Genomic DNA, 15,862 nt, shown 5'->3' with positions numbered 1-15,862 from the left:
GGTTGTCGCGGTTTAGCGTGGTTGGTGGTGGGGGCTTTTCGGTGGTGTGAATTGGTTTGGGGCGGTATTGCCCCCTCACCCCCTGCCCCTCTCCCCCAGTTCCTAGCTCGCTTAAGGCTCACTAGGAACTGGGGGAGAGGGGAGCCATTTTCTTGATTGGGTAGTGAGGTACCCGGCCGCTTACGCGTCGCGGCTCAGGGCGATTGGTGATTGCGGGCGTTTTGTTGGGCTGACGGCCCCCTCCCTCGCTTTCGCCTCAGCGGCTTTGCTCGACCTCCCCCAAGTCCCTTGGGGGAGGTGTCTGGTGGAGAGGGGAGCCATTTTCTTGTGCTGCGTTTTCGACTTGGAAAGTCGAACGACTATGGGTTCACGTCTCGGAGAGACGCGGCTACGTGGTCATGGGGTTCGGCGGGCGCCGAATTGTTCTTGCATGAGGGCGAAGTCTCGGCGCTCGGCGGGGGTTAAGACGGCTGTTTTGAGTGCGGTGACGTCCAGTTGCGCCCAGACGGCTCGCGATTGCACTTTGTCGCCCGATCGCATCAACGCCATCAGCAGGTGGAATCGATAGCGTGGGTCATCCGAACTCGCCATCGCTTCTCGTAACACCTTGGTGGCTTCGTCCACCTTGTCGTTTCGTAACAACACCAGGCCTTGTGTGTCCAACAACTCTGGGCTGCGTCCGTACAGGTCGATCGCTTTGCGAATTCGTGGCAACGCCATCGGCTCACGACCTGGGATCTCCGACAGCGCCATGGCCAGATTGTTCAAGATGCGGCCGTTGTCCGGCGCCAACTCGATCGCTCGCTCGTACAACGCGACCGACTCCGGATACCGTTCTTGAGCCAGCCGGAGTGAACCGATGGATTCAACCAATCTGGGGACGGATTCGTGTTTCGCCAACGCATCAGTAAAGATCGCTTCGATCTCCTCCGGTACCGTCATGAAGTCACCGCTGATGATCATGACGTCTGCCAGCAAAGCGACGGCGTCCGGCTGGCCTTTGGATTTGTAGTTCGTTTTGCAAATCTCGATGGCGCGATCAAACTTGCGTGCTCGCGACAGGGCAATGACAAAGACGCGGAAGGTGTCCGGGTTTTCATCGTACGCCCTTTCCAGCCACTCCAGGGCTTGGTCGTGATATCCGAGGTTAGAAAGTGTGCGGCCGGTGGTTTCCCAGGCACCGGCTTGCAACATCGTTCCCGACTCCACGGCTTGTTGTGCCCATTGCTTGGCCAGCTCAGCCGCCTTCTCTTCTTGTCCTAATTTCTTGGCCAGTCGGAGACGGATGTCCAAACCAATGGGAGAGCCGCCGGTGATCGCATCGAGCTTGTCCGCCAACCCTTCGACTTCGGTGGTTTGATCGGCACGCAGCAAGAGATCGGCGAAACGATACAGGTCCATCGGTGCGGGATTGGGACGTCGCGTCAACGCGGTGTACAGCCGGCGTGCTTCTGCAAACGCCCTGCGCGACTCGTCCGATTCCGGTTCGCCACTGAGCCATCGTCTGCGTTCCAAAGCAGCCAGCATGCGCATCGCGTCATCACTGACCGGGCCTCCGACGCGAATCAATTCGTTCAGGATCTGTGCGGCTTGTTCTTGGCGTTTTTCATCACCTCGATTGATCAGGATCAACGCGTGCAGCAACTCGTTCTGATCGGTTCCGCCCGACTCACCACGCAGCAACTGATCCAGTCGTTGCCAGGGGACCTCAGCACCATCTCTCAGTGCGACGGCCAATGCCAGTTTGTTGCGGACGTCCGTTCGAGTCGGAGCGAGCGAGTAGGCTTTCTCCAACATCTCAATCGACTTGGCGTCATCGCGTCCCAGCCGGTAAAACTCAGCCAATGCGATGAAGACATCTGGATCGTTGGGTGCGATTTTGACTGCCCGCTGTAAGATCGGGAGGGCTGTTTCAAAGTCCTTGAGCTCCGAGTAGGCGAGTCCGACGAACAGGGACCGCATCGGTTCGCTGACGTTGCTTTTCAACGCCTGTTGCAACTCCAATCGGACTTCTTTGTTGCCGTAAAACGTCGCCTGCAGTCGGACACGCAGTTGGTAGGCGGCCAAGCTGCTGTCGTTGGATTCGCTGAGCGCTCGGTCGTAAGCATTCTTGGCTTCGCCGACCAACTTCTTTCGTGCGTCAGGCTGCTCGGTCGCTTGTGCTGCACGAGCGGCGGTTTGACCCAGGATCAACCACACACTCGTATCGTGCGGATTGCTGTTGGCTCCGGCTCGTGCCAGCTCCAATCCTTGGGTGTAGTCCCCTTTCTTTGCCGCGATTGCGACGGCCAGTGCTGTCAGGTTGGAATCGGTATCCATGATGCTTTCGAAACGCATCAATTCCGCGTCCGCTTCGGCAACCCGATTGGCTTTGTTCAACTGATCGATCAACAGCAGGATACTGGAGACGCGGCGGTCACCGCTGTCGATGCCCCGACGCAGTGCATCGATCGCGCGAATGGGTTCCCCCTGTCGCGCGGCAATGTAGCCTTCCAGGGCAAGTCCCATTCCCCAACGTGGTCTCGCGTTGCGGATAAAGGTTTGCAACTCACTGGCTTGTTTGATCAGATCGTAGCGTTTGGGATCATTTTCGTTCATCCGATCCCACTGGTACATCAGGCGGGAGGCGCGAGCGAGTCGCCACCATGCGCCGTCGTCGCCCTCGAATTTCTTGAGCTTGTTCTCCCACTGCATCGCGTCCTTGATGCGGTCGCCATCCGCTTCATTCGCGGTGGGTTTCGCACCTTGGGTTAGCGAAAGCGAAAACAGACGGAATAGGGTGTCGGCGGTGAGTTGAGTTTCGGGGATCTGTTGTAGCAATTGGTAAGCCAACTGATTCTGCTGGCGAACTTGTGCGATGTCGGCAGCCAGGGTCAAGCTGACGTCGGCATCGGTCACAACCGCTTTGGCATGCTCGACCAAACCACGGACCGCTTCGTCATGCATTCCGCGTGCGACAAGCGTGCGGGCGAGTGTTTGCTGGTACTGATACGACTCTGTGCCGACGATTTTCAGTAGCCGGTTGAGTGCGGCTTCGGAGCGTTCGGGGCGGCCGGCCGATGCAAGCGTCAGTGCGGCGACCGATTGCATTTGAGCACTTTGTGGGAATCGATCCGACAGTGACTCCAAACGCTCGATTGCCTGCTCGCGTTGTTGGCCGTCGTCGGAGTCGGGGATCGCCAGGGTCAGCAGTTCCAATTGGGCCTGCAGTTCACTGCGAGCTTTTTCTTGGTCATCGGGCACGCTGCGCAACTGCTCACGAATCGTTTCGAGGCTGCGGTTGATGGCGACGAAGTCGCGTTTGGCGGGAGGCAGCGACATTTGCACGCTGAGCAAGGCCTGTGCTCGGGCGATCAGCAGGGGGATCGACGCTCCATCGATCGCTTGCCATTGTTGTCGCGAACGATTGCTGTCGCCGGCGAGCGCCCATGCGCGAGCGGCGTTGACCCGGAACTGGTTGTCCGCTGGGGAAAGGCTGATGGCTCGTTCGTACGCGGTCGCCGCCAGATCCCAGGTCTCGCGTTTCTCGAACGCTTGTGCCAGCAGGATCGCGGCACGAACACGTTCGGAGTCACTGATCGGGAATTGTGAATCCAAGGCGGTTTGGAGTTGATCGATTGCGACCGACAAATGACCTTCTCGCAAGGCGATCTGACCGCGTATCAACTGGGTCATCCACGTCGCGGTGTCCAACTGTTTGCGAAACGTGGTACGCTCCGACTGCGAATAACGAGCGCCCTCTGGTCCCATCAACGCCAAGGATTGGCGACGAACCAAGTCCGCCAAGCGATCGGCTGACTCACTGGCCTCGGCAACCGTGCCCTTTTCAGCAACCGCCCCCGTGTAAATCAATTGCAGGTTGAGTGAGTTGTCGCCGAGTCGCTCGATTCCGTCTTTCCAGATCGAAATCGCTTGTTCCGTTTCATCCGTGTTCCAGTACAAACGACCGCGACTGACGTACGCCGATTCGACCATCGGACTCGGGACCGCCATGTCGGGCATCGCCATCAATGCGTCCAGGCGATCCCCCGCTGTGACTTGTATTTCCTGGGTGGCGGCGGACTGCAGGGCTGGCTGCGTCGATTCCAATACCAAGTCGTAGTCCCAACGTGGCTCGTAGAGATCCACCGCCGATGCCGTCGACAGAATCGGTGCTGGGATCGCAGGCGAAGACTCATTTGCGGATTCGGTCGTGGTGAGAGCCGCCGTTTCCACTGCCGAGAGTTGGGCGACATGATCCTGGAGCCGCTTCAGTGCAGGGGGCACCAATTTCTGGAGATGGTCGCCCGCGGACTTGGGTTGGGTTTGTTGCAGATAACGGTAGATGACCCATTGGGCTTGACCGTTTTGCGTCTGTGTTTGCAATTGCTCAATGACTCGTTTGGCCATTTGCGTCGGATCAATCGCGTCGCCCGTTTCGGTCGATCCAAAAAGCTCTGGTGATCCGATGCACTGATCGATCAGTGATGTCGCCAAGCCGATGTCGGTTGGGTTGGCTTGCCAAGCCATGGACGTCACAACACCCAGAGGTTGTTGAGAAAGCCAAAGCCAAAAATCGCTGTCCTGAAAGAACTTGTCCGGCTCACGCTTATCGGCTTGTTCCGACGCCGATTGTCCGATGCGGGCGAACGCCATTGCACGCAGCATCTGCACGTCGTCGTTGGGTGCGGCCAACAGGACGATCTGTCGTTCGGCTTCGTCGGCGTAACGTGGACCGTACTGCATCAACCGCTTGATCAGCAGTCGCCGCAATTCGGCTTGCTGAGCTACGATTTCTGGCGTGGAGTCTTGGTCGGCCAAGCTCGCGAGTGCGTCGCGAAGCGACTTTCGCGACCGTTCCACTTGATCGAGCCGATTGGCCGGTGGGGCATCCGCAGCCAGATTGGCCGCCTTTGCGTAGGCAACCAAGGCGTCCGTGTTTGTCGGATCCAGCAATCGATAGCGACTCAGCCACAGGAGTTGTTTTTCCCAGTCTTCGTTCTCGCGTGCTTGGTCCGCTTTGGCCAAGATCGAACTGGTGATCTGTTGAGATTGGAACCAGTACAATCCAATCGCGACCAAAAAAACCAGCAGGGCAATGGCCAGCGACCAGAACAGCCATGGAAGATTCAGTTCCCAACGAACGCTACGCTGGGCGCGTTTCTCGCCCATGACGCGTTGTTGGTCAGTCATTTGAATGGAGTTCAAGTCGAAGTCGTGTAGAGAGAGATGAGTGGTGGGGGAAGCGATGTGGGATAGGTTTTTAACTTGTCTTGGTTAGGTGGTGGTTGGCAGGATGAAATCCTGCCCTTTGATACCAGCACGATGCGCGAGCGAGTGAATTTCGGCGTTTGCCACGGGCTGCCGGTTCAGTCCGTGTTGGGAGCTCAAGGGTGAGCCGTGGGCCGTAGGGCAAGTGGCAATGCGGTAGGCCCGGCCGCTTACGCGTCGCGGCTCACTGCGGATTGTGGTGGGTGTCTGTTTGCGTTGTGCGTGCGATTTGCGATTTGCTTTGCAGCGAGTTTGCCCCCTCACCCCCAGCCCCTCTCCCCCGGTTCCTAACTCGCTTGAGGCTCCTTAGGAACCGGGGGAGAGGGGAGCCATTTTGGTTGGGGCGCTTTCGACTTAGGAAGTCGAATGTGGGGGTGGGTGTCAGGCTAGAAAGCCTGACGTACAGTGCCTGACGTACTTGGGGGGGCCTGACGTACAGTGCCTGACGTACAGTGCCTGACGTACAGTGCCTGACGTACAGTGCCTGACGTACTTGGGGGGCACGTAGGCGAGTCTGTCTCAGACTCGCGATTCGCGTCTCGGAGAGACGCGGCTACGTGGCTTGTTAGATTGAGGCTCGTTGGGAACCGGGGGCTATCGCTGGACTGCTCAAAGTTTGGTGTAGTTTTTTTTTGGGGTTTGCGCAAGTTTAAGTCCCTACTGCCAACGCAGCTGGTGGCCCCCAGTGAGCCTCAGGCGCTAGCCGTGGGCCTGAGGCGGATTGTGGTGCCGGCCCACGGCTAACGCCTGAGGCTCACTTTGATTGCGATGCATGGAACAAAAACAGGGACTGGAAAAACAATGTCAACACCAAACTTTGAGCAGTCCAGTGTGTGTCAGGCTGGAAAGCCTGACGTACTTCTGAGGTGGGGAGCCGGACGCTATCGCGTGCCGACTGATGAATATTCCGGGCTAGGCGCGGGGCTTGGGGGAGAGGTAGCGGTAGTCGCCGTAGCGATACGCATAGTTGCTGTATGGCACACCGCTGAAGACTGTGCCGACGACGTTGGCACCGGCTGCTTCCAACCGTCGGCTGCTGCGGACCACGGTGTCGGTTCGACTAACATCTCGCATCACGCAAACCAGAGTGGCGTCTGTTTCGGCAGCCACCGCCAGTGTTTCTCCGGCCGCCAGAACGGGAGCGGTGTCAACGACCACGTAGCTGTATTGTGCCAACGCGTCATCGAGCAATTCTCGCAATGCGGATGCGTTGAGCAATCGGTGGGGACTCATGTTCATGTGTCCGGCCGGCATCACGTGGACCAGGTCACCCAGTGTGCGGTCCACCGCCTCATCGAATGTGGCTTCACCCGACAGGACCTTGGCCAATCCGGGGCCCATCTCCAAACCAAAGATATCGTGTTGGTCGGGGCTGCGCAGGTCAGCATCGATCAACAGGACGGTCTTGCCACAGGCTTTGGCGAGCGAGATCGCGAGTTGCGACGCCACACTGCTTTTTCCTTCACCGGACATGCTGCTGGCGATCGCGATCGTGCGGACACCTTGGGTGTCTTTGGAGAGCATCAGGTTCGCACGTAGCGTATCGATGCTTTCCTCAAAGACTCGTTGTCGTTTGCCGACGCCGACTTTGGTGGGGATTCGAGCGACTTCTCCGATCACCGGCGCCAGGTCTTTGGAGCCCAGGGCTGCGGCATCACAGATTCGCTGAGATCGGAATTCCCAGAGCAGTCCCAGCAGGAACGGGATTGCGAATGCGCCGGCACCGGCCACCGCCATGTTCTTGGTCGGCATGGGCTCGATAGGGCGAGTCGGAACGGTTGCTGCCGCCAGTGTGTGAACCCCGCTGCCACGCCGACGCTCGGTGCGAATCGCGGCCAAGCGTTGATTGAGTTGCCCCAAAATGCCCACGGCGATTTCACGGTCTTCTTGGGCAAAGTGCAAATCGGCAGCGTCACCACCATGTTGCTCAAGGCGAGCCTTTTCCTCGTCATACTCTTGCTGGATAATCGCACGTTTGGCTTTCAGGGCCGCCAGTTGTTCTTGTTCTGATTTGCGGTTGGACTCCATGTTGGCCTTCGTCGAAAACTGCATCTGTGCGATTTGGGCAGCGCGTTCACGCTGTGCCACTTCAGTAGCAAGCGATTTGATTTCGTCTGCTGCCTTTGCTCGGGCGACTTCCTTGGCCTTGTCAAGTTCCTTCTGCGTGTCAGCGATCTTTGATTTCAAATCGTTGTAATAGTCACGGCTGATGCGAACCATGTCGCGATCTTCGATGGAGCGGACGATTGCTTCCTGTTGTGCGATACGAGCTGCATGCCGTTTCACAGTGGAGTCGTTTGAAACAAATCTTTCGATTTCGGCCGACGTCGGTTCAGGGATAATCAACTCTGGCAGTTTGACATCGATATCAGTCTTGTCGGGAATGCCGGCGTTGTGCATCGCAACTTTGGCTTCAAGAACGGATTCTTCCACGATAAAATTTGCCAGGTCGCGGCGAAGACTTCCAAGGATCGAAAGGTCGTTCTCGAGGCCTTCTACACGCTGCGTCGGATCGAATCCGAGTGCCGTTTTGCTCAGTTCTCGAACACGCTTTTCATGCGATTGGACTTCGCTTTTCCAGAGGTCGATGGATGGTGCAAGCCAACTTTCGAGATTCGACACACGTTCGCTGTCCAGCCGATCACGTTGCGTCAGGTAGGCCTCGGTGACCTTGTTGCAGACCAGAGCCGCCGTCTGGGGATCGGGGTGTTTGAAGCTGATGGACAGAAGCGAATTGGTACCCGCGTTTCCTATGCCGAGGTTCTTTCTCAGCGAATGCTTGGCGTCATCCATGTTCACGAAGTGACCGGTTGCCTGGATTTCTGGGTCGGTCAGCACATTGTCCAAAACCAAGTCGGTCGTGATGAGTTGCTTTTCCGTCGCGGCAAGGTTTGATGACGTGGGCATGACGCCACGGAAGACCACGAAGTCTTGGTTGGCTTCCATCAAGTGGGTTGCTTGATAGATCGGTACAAAGGTGGCATACACCCCGTAGGCGGCGAGCGCGGCGAGAGCCAGGCCGATGGGCGTCGCCCACAACCAGCAGCGGCGAATCGTGACCCAGATCAGTCTCGGGTCAAACTCGTATCCGCTGTTGGGCTTCTCGTCAGGACGTCGCAAACCTTCATAGGTCCTGACTCCATTGGAACGCGGCCCGCTGCCCGGATTCATTGTCGAGTTGGGGTGCATCGTAGAAGTATTTGATTCCACGTTTGATTCCTAAGTAATACTCATACCAGATGATATCGATCTCGTTGGCCATCCCGGCCGAATCGGCTGTTGAGTGAAAACCTCAGCATCCGATTCCCATTTCCCAAATTCAGTTTGCCGCCGTCGGCTGACTCAAGCGTTCCGCCGGGTTGACGACAACCAACGGTCGGTACAGGTTTTCCCAGTAGGCCTTGACGCCCCATAATAACACGGCACCGACGACGATCATCAGATAACCACTGATGTCGTGAATCATGTGACGAGCACTGGACGATGGAAAGTATCCGTACAAAATACTTGTGGCAGTGATTCGGAGCGAGTTGACCAACACGGCAGCCGGTAGAGCTGCGATCAGGATGACGACACGATCCATCCAACTGCGTCGCACCGTGGCACACCAAAAGAATGCCAGGGCGAACATGCCCACAAAGATCCGCATCCCCGAGCACGCGTCCTCGACCATCATGCGGGTCTCGCCGATCCAGATCGTGTGTCCTTCCGCGATCGCCGGCTGCCCAAGAATCCGCAGCATGATGGTGCTGAGTGAGGTTGCGACGCCCTGCAATTTCCAACTCAGCAGGCTTTCGGCTCGATAGGGCAGCGGGACCAACATGATCAGCAGGGCGATCGCCGGCGCCGCCCATCGCAATGCTGGCCAACCGAACAGAAGCCAAACGATCCCGGCGATCATTGGGACCAATGCCCAGCCGTCCATGAAATCCATGTAAGCCAATCGACCAACCACTCGCATCAGGATCGCCAATCCGATCAACGACAGTCCTCGCCAGTCGACTTTGGATCGTACCCCAGGAAACCATTCCCACCGCATCTTGAGAACGATCAATGCCAACGGGATCATCAGGTAGCCGTGCGAGTAATCCGGCTCCGTTCGCCACTGTTGCTCCAGCCAACGCAATGTCGGCCAAAAGGAAAACAGTGTTGCAATCACAATCGCCGCAACGGCGACCCAGAATGACGTCCCGAGATTGAGCTCGCTGATGGGCATCAATCTCGCGGGTCCAGATTTCGGGCGAGCCGTGTCAGGTCGACCGACGCGTTTCGCCGCCGATTTGACAGCCGCGTTGCTACTGGAGTGACCTGAAGTCGCGCCGGAACCGCTTCTTGCTTTCGCGGACTCCAGAGCCTCCCGACCTACCGCCGGCGGTTTCTTGCGTTTCTTTCGATTAGCCAATGTGACGGATCACCAGTGAGTCTTGTGTTTTTGCCGAGCGGGGAGTGCTTTGTACGTCAGCCCTTCTTGGCTGACATTTCAGGGGGGTGAGTCAGTCTGGAAAGACTGACGTACTTGAGGGGCGGGTCAGCCTGGAAAGACTGACGTACTTGGGGGGCGGGTCAGTCTGGAAAGACTGACGTACTTGGAGGGTTTCGCCTCATGCGGGCGTTTTCTGACGTGGATGATCATGAGCCTGTGCAAGAGTATTTCTAGTGCATCATCCGGTCTTGATTTTGGGGTTAGCCGTTTGGCGTTAGCCACGGTTGTGTCACGAAAACCGTGGCTAACGCCAAAACGGCTCATCTACTTGATTTTGGGGTTAGCCGTTTGGCGTTAGCCACGGTTGTGTCACGAAAACCGTGGCTAACGCCAAAACGGCTCATCTACCGAACCCACGTTCTAAGACTGGACGATGCACTAGCGTCGTTCATCGCTGCTCATCCGTCAGGCGCGGGAATGGAAAGCCAACCTACCTGACCTATCTATCTTCACTGGCCCTCGGTTTGCGCAGACTTCGTCCATCTGGGTGACGTCTCATATTGAGACGGCAACCACATTTAGGGATCAGAACGGTTATTCCGCAAACACCTTGCCTGTACCCAAAAAAATGTTCAAATTCTTAGAATCGTGAACAATCGGGGGGTGCTTCTATTATCGAACTCGGCAGGGTGACACGAACACATTCTGATCGAGTCTGTAAAACGCACGAGGTCGAGCTAATCTATGCAGAGGCAATGGAATCGTCAATGATTTGAGGGGAAAAAGCGAAAGATAAGCTCTTGGGGTGTGCAGCATCTGATAGCTAACGATGACAAGACCTGGCCGTCACGAGGCTGCTCTTGAACCATCTCGCCGGCACCTAAAAGGCGTTGAAGGGGCAAATTCACAACCCTATACCCCCCGCAAGGTCCGGCAGTGAGCGGTGGGGCACAGAAGCCTAGTGCACAGGCGCACCCTGCTTTATTTTTGATGCGGTGAGTACACAGCCCTGAAGCAGGGTAGGGGGTGTCGGGGTGGTCTGAGGAGGCGATGAAGCCCGCGTCTTTGTTTTTTCTGGATGCCTGGACATTGGGTTGTTTGGAAAATCGCCGTAGTGAAATTTGCCAGAATTCCCTTCGTATGGGATTTCTGACGATGTCAGTTGCGGGGACTCGTGACCTCGTCCACTACGACAGGTACGGATTTGTCTGCTGCTTGGTAGTGGGATTCGCCAGAATTCCTTTCACATGGGATTTCTGCCTATACTCGGTGAATCCCTCGCTTACGCGTCGGGTTGTGAAAAACACTGCATTTCCTGGCGGTGACGTAACTCATTGTCGAGAATCTGCTTGCGCTAAAATCAAACATCCGCATAAATAATTCGGGCTAGTGCATCATCCGGTCTTGATTTTGGGGTTAGCCGTTTTGGCGTTAGCCACGGTTGTGTCACGAAAACCGTGGCTAACGCCAAAACGGCTCATCTACCGAACCCACGTTCTAAGACTGGACGATGCACTAGTGCTTGAGGCGTATTGTGGTGCCGGCCCACGGCTAGCGCCTGAGGCTCACTTTGATTGCGACAGTGCCGGCCCACGGCTAGCGCCTGAGGCTCACTTTAATTGCGACAGTGGTGCCGGCCCACGGCTAGCGCCTGAGGCTCACTTTAATTGCGACAGTGGTGCCGGCCCACGGCTAGCCCGGATATTGCATCCATCGGTTATTGACGCGGGGTTGCGAGTTCGATACGTCCGCTTTTGGGAAATGATTTGATTTTGATGGGGGCTTTCGCAGCGCCGCGCAGAAGGCCCCCCCTCCCCCAAGCGAATGATTCGCTTCGTGGTTGCGTTTTCCTCGAGGGTTGCCGCCCTTAGTCGCTTCGGCAAAGACGCGCCATGACTTCGTTAAAGAGACTCGCGCTAGGGCAGTGAGTCGGAAGGTGAAAAATCACTCGCCGACAAGTCACGCGCACTCGCGCGGCAATCTTGAACAGACGCAAGCGGATCGTATCCACACGCATCCGAGCATGTGTAGTGCCCTGAAGTGCCAACCGGCGGATTCCGTCGACCAACACATACGCCAACGACGACAGAATCAAACGAAACTGATTGGCCATGAAGTCTGTGCAGCTGGTTCGATCGGCAAACAAACACATCTGTTGTTCCTTGATCCGATTCTCCATTTCACAACGCTGACAATAACGTTCTCGATAGAAATCCTTCGGGTTCCAAGCAACACTGCAGATCGTTCCAGGATCGAGGATTTGTCGAACCTGTTTGCCGTCCACGCGAGGGCGATGATAAGTCGGCTCGACGATCCCTTGGGCACTGGGCAGGTTTGTCACGACGAAACGCGGGTTGGCTCCCTTGTCGCCGTGCTCCGCCTTGCCGAGAACCCAGCGATGACGGTCCCATGTTTCCTGAGTGCGATAACGGAACCATTTGAAAAGCGTTCGCGTGGATTTAAATTTCAAATGCTCAAGTCGAGCACGGGTCATTTCGCAGGCAATATTGCGGATCAAGACGTTGTTCTTGGGCAATCCGAAGACATAGTAGACGTCGTTTTTATCGCACCAACGCATGAGTCTTTCATCAGAATATCCGCCATCGCCACGTAAAATGATTTTCGTCTCCGGCCATCGCGAACGAATCTTTTGAACCAGCAGTTTGGTCACCGCGCGAGCGTGATGGGCTGCGCCAAAACTGCTGGGACGTAGGTAGGCGACGAGCAACTGATAGCCACAGAACACGTACAGCGGCAGAAAACAGTGGCCGTCGTAGAATCCATTGAAGTAGTTTTTGTCTTGATTGCCGTGCGTCGGATCATCTGTGGCATCATAGTCCAAGGTGATTTCTTCGGGCGGTTTCTCGTAGCTGTCCAGAAAGGTGTTTACGATTTCTTCGTGGATAGCCAGCATCGCTTTGCGATCGACACGATTTTCGAAACGTGAATGCGTTGACGGACTGGCCAAAGGAACGTGTTCGTCGCTGTCATAGTCATTCTGTGCAGGCGTGCGTCCGGCAGCGACTTGAAAGGCTGCATCATGCCGCAAGTGGGCGTGATCGTTGCCGTCCTCGTAGCCTGCCGCAATTCCAAAGATACGACTGGTCAGGATCTCGGCCTGCGGATGTGCGGTGTAGATAGGATCGCGTGGATCGGCAATACAAGCGTCGACTCGGCGGATCAGGCCGAGTCGTTGATCGACTTCGCGAAGCAGTAGCAATCCGGCGTCGGACGTGAGCGTTCCGCCATCAAAATCAAACTCGACAGCTTGGCGACGGAGGCGTTTCAGTGCAGCTCGTTTTCGATTACGCTTTGTCATTGCCGAGAGCCTTGGGCTTGGGATGTGTGAAGTGTTGTAACTCCAATGCATACCAGGACTAAGGCTCTTGCGCTATAGGGGGAAACAAATTTTCGGATGCAATATCCGGGCTAGTGCCTGAGGCTCACTTTGATTGCGATAGGTGGAACAAAAACATTGATAAAAATAGCAGTGTCAACACTAATCTTTGAGCAGTCCGGTCAAAGGCCCGCTGACGTGTCGCGACTCGCTGGATCGGCGAGCGTCTGGGGCCGTGTGGCGAATGCGTTTTGTTGGCTGGTGGCATTGGGGCTGACTTCGATAGCGATTTGGTCTGCGTGGGATGACGGCGGCGGGTACTTGATCACACAGGCCGTTGTCGCGTTTGCGCTGTTGGGACTAGTGCCTGTCGGGTTATTGTCGTGGTGGGGGCGTCGAAACGAACAAGCGGCAACCGACGATTTCTCGGGGGCAGGCAGTTTTTCTAAGTCAGGGCAGCGTTCCCGACGCGGCTTGCGCATTCCATTGCCGGTCACGTTGGCGATGCTGGTTTGGCTGTTTGCACTTTTTCAGTGCTGTTCGCTGCCTTGGTGGGCGTTGGATCTGATGTCGGCGGGCTCCGCAGAGGCGTGGAGGGGCATACCTGAGACGTTGGTCATGGAAGCAGGAGCGGCGAAGTTGGATGTCGCTGGCAACTTGGCTCAACGCAGCGGGGCATCGATCAGTGTTGCGCCGACATTCACTCGCAACGCCCTGTCCGTTCCCGCATTCTTTGGAATCGCATGTTGGTTGGGGGCGATGTGTGTGTCGCGACCGCGGTGCGTGAGGCTGGTGATCTTGGGGACTGCTCTGGCGGGAGGAGTTTTTTCGTTCTTTGGACTAGCCGATTCCTTGAGGCTGGCGAGGGACTCCGAGGTCGAGTTGCGGCAAAGGTTGATCATTTCTCCGGTCGGTGCGCACGATCCGTTCGGTCCCTTCGTCAACAACAACACCGGCGCGGGTTACCTCAACCTCTCCCTGGGATGTGCCTTGGGTGGGTTGGCCATGATCGCTGGTCGCACCGGTTGGTCGAGCGCTGGCAGAAAACGACGGCACTTGATTCAGTGGATCAATGATTGGCGAGCGGTCGCGGTCGTGCTATTGGTCACTTTGCTGGCTGCTGGGGTGCTGGGCAGTCAGTCGCGAGGCGGTGCGTTGGGGATGTTGGCCGGATTTGGGGTGCTGGGGCTGACCAAGTTGAAGCGGGGGGCCATTGTCAATCAAATCCTGCTGGGGACCGTCGTCGTCGCCGTTGCTTGGTTTTTACTCAGCGGGCTGGGGATCCAAGACCGTACGGAGCAGCGTCTGCAAACGTTGACCGATGGCAACGCACTGAACGATCCACGACTGCGTCACTGGCAGGACGGATTGCGTGCGGCATGGCATTACCTTTGGATGGGATCGGGGCTGGGGAGCTACCGATTTGCTTATCTGCCGTATCAGCAAAGCAGCGGTCATCCTTGGTTTGTCAATGCCGATGGGATGCACGTCGAATGGTTGGTCGAAGGCGGCGTTTGGCTTTGGGCTTTGCTGGTGACCGGCCTCGTCTCATTCATCCGAGTACTTCGCCGACAGATGTTGCCAAACGCGTTTGTGTCGCCTTCGCGCGCGACCGATGTCGCCGCACTGACGACGACGATGACATTCATTTTGCCTGCGACTTTGGTGACCCAAAGTTTTGACTTTGGGATCCTGCAGCCGCCGCTGCTGTTGACCGTTGCAGTGTTGTGCGGTGCGCTGGTGGGAATCGACGGTGAGGTTGGAGGAAGAATCAGTGAAGCGAGGAGCGAAGCTGGAGATGATGACGCGTTGGAAATGGGGACGGGGAATGATGCAGCTGAGTCGGTGCGAGGGGGATTCAGGCGAATCCGGCTACGGGAGGGGCGGGAATTCTGGCGAATCCCATTACGGGGTGCTTCTTGGTTGGTTGGCGCCGCAGCGTTGGTGGTGCTGTCGGTCGGTCTCTACTGGGCTGCGTTGGACTTGCGTGACAGCGCGGTCGTTCAGCGAGCGAGTTTGATGCACGATCGATACTTGAAGTACAACGCGAGCGATTTACCGGATTTTGAGGTAGCGATCGAGGATGTGCAGACGGTTTTGAGGCGGTCTCCGCGTCACTCGGAAGCTCACTTGGTGTTGGCGCAGTTGATGATTGCACAGCAGCGTCGTCTGGGCGCGATTTATTTGATCGAAACCGAGCAGGTTGCGGCAAAGGACGCGACGCGGTGGGTTTCTCCCAGGAATGTCCGACGCGCGTACCACCGGTTCGGTCAACCGACAGGAGTTGCCATCGAAAGCTTGATCTTGCCGACGCAGGATGTGAACGTTTGGTTGCAGGCGAGGGAGCATGCGATGGCGGCGTTGATGCTGTGTCCGCTGGACGATCGAGCGCGAATCATGTTGCTGGAGTTGGACATGGTGCATCCGCAAGCCAGTGCGTCCAGTCAAGTGTTGCTGGAGCAAGCAGCAACGCTACGGTGCCGCAATGCCGAGACACTGCGTCAGCTGGAACGGCTCGCCGCTGTCTATCCCGGCGGAGACACGATACAATGGATTCAAGACGTTCGCCGTCGGCTGGAGTCGGAGAAATGAGAGTGATCGGACGGCAGCCGCGGGCCTGAGATTTCGCCGGGTGAACCGGACGCTATCGAGCCCCTCCGGCTTAGGTCGACGAATCGTCGACAAACTACCAGCTCGTCGCGCAAGTGAGCGACTAGAGGTGCGTTCAAAAAAAATGATGGCTCCCCTCTCCCTCAAATGCTGGCGAGCCTAAGCGAGCCAGGATTTGGGGGAGAGGGGCTGGGGGTGAGGGGGCAACGTGTACTGGCAAGTATGCTTGCCGAAGAGTAGGT

5 protein-coding genes are annotated in these 15,862 nt (G+C 56.9%); 1 reads left to right on the top strand and 4 read right to left on the bottom strand.

The genetic code is table 11. From position 1 onward, the window contains the following. Positions 1-396: 396 nt before the first annotated feature. The 4 genes from Pla52nx_RS14795 to Pla52nx_RS14780 all read right to left on the bottom strand — a co-directional run bounded on the left by Pla52nx_RS14795 (position 397) and on the right by Pla52nx_RS14780 (position 12,992). Complete coding sequence (locus tag Pla52nx_RS14795) at positions 397-5,172, bottom strand: tetratricopeptide repeat protein (RefSeq protein ID WP_146521705.1); 4,776 nt, start codon at positions 5,170-5,172, stop codon at positions 397-399. Between the two features lie 990 nt (positions 5,173-6,162). Next, positions 6,163-8,460, bottom strand: coding sequence for a polysaccharide biosynthesis tyrosine autokinase (locus Pla52nx_RS14790; RefSeq protein WP_146521702.1), 2,298 nt, complete (start codon positions 8,458-8,460; stop codon positions 6,163-6,165). Positions 8,461-8,569: 109 nt separating this feature from the next. Then, complete coding sequence (locus tag Pla52nx_RS14785; RefSeq protein ID WP_231742192.1) at positions 8,570-9,652, bottom strand: exosortase/archaeosortase family protein; 1,083 nt, start codon at positions 9,650-9,652, stop codon at positions 8,570-8,572. A 1,888-nt stretch (positions 9,653-11,540) separates the two neighbouring features. Then, positions 11,541-12,992: an IS1380 family transposase gene (locus tag Pla52nx_RS14780; protein ID WP_342190172.1), complete on the bottom strand. Its 1,452-nt coding sequence runs from the start codon at positions 12,990-12,992 to the stop codon at positions 11,541-11,543. A gap of 216 nt (positions 12,993-13,208) precedes the next feature. On the opposite strand from Pla52nx_RS14780, the gene Pla52nx_RS14775 reads away from it, so the two are divergent. Continuing rightward, positions 13,209-15,602: an O-antigen ligase family protein gene (locus Pla52nx_RS14775; RefSeq protein WP_146520933.1), complete on the top strand. Its 2,394-nt coding sequence runs from the start codon at positions 13,209-13,211 to the stop codon at positions 15,600-15,602. The last annotated feature ends 260 nt before the right edge of the window (positions 15,603-15,862 follow it).

The sequence above is a fragment of the Stieleria varia genome, assembly GCF_038443385.1.
GTDB lineage: Bacteria > Planctomycetota > Planctomycetia > Pirellulales > Pirellulaceae > Stieleria > Stieleria varia.
The sequence above is the reverse complement of the archived record's forward strand: the minus strand, read 5'-3'. Positions and strand labels throughout refer to the sequence as shown.

Bases quoted from the DNA above. Each gene is read 5' to 3' on its own strand.
- Pla52nx_RS14795 (WP_146521705.1), bottom strand. From the start codon at position 5,172: ATGACTGACCAACAACGCGTCATGGGCGAGAAACGCGCCCAGCGTAGC.
- Pla52nx_RS14780 (WP_342190172.1), bottom strand. From the start codon at position 12,992: ATGACAAAGCGTAATCGAAAACGAGCTGCACTGAAACGCCTCCGTCGC.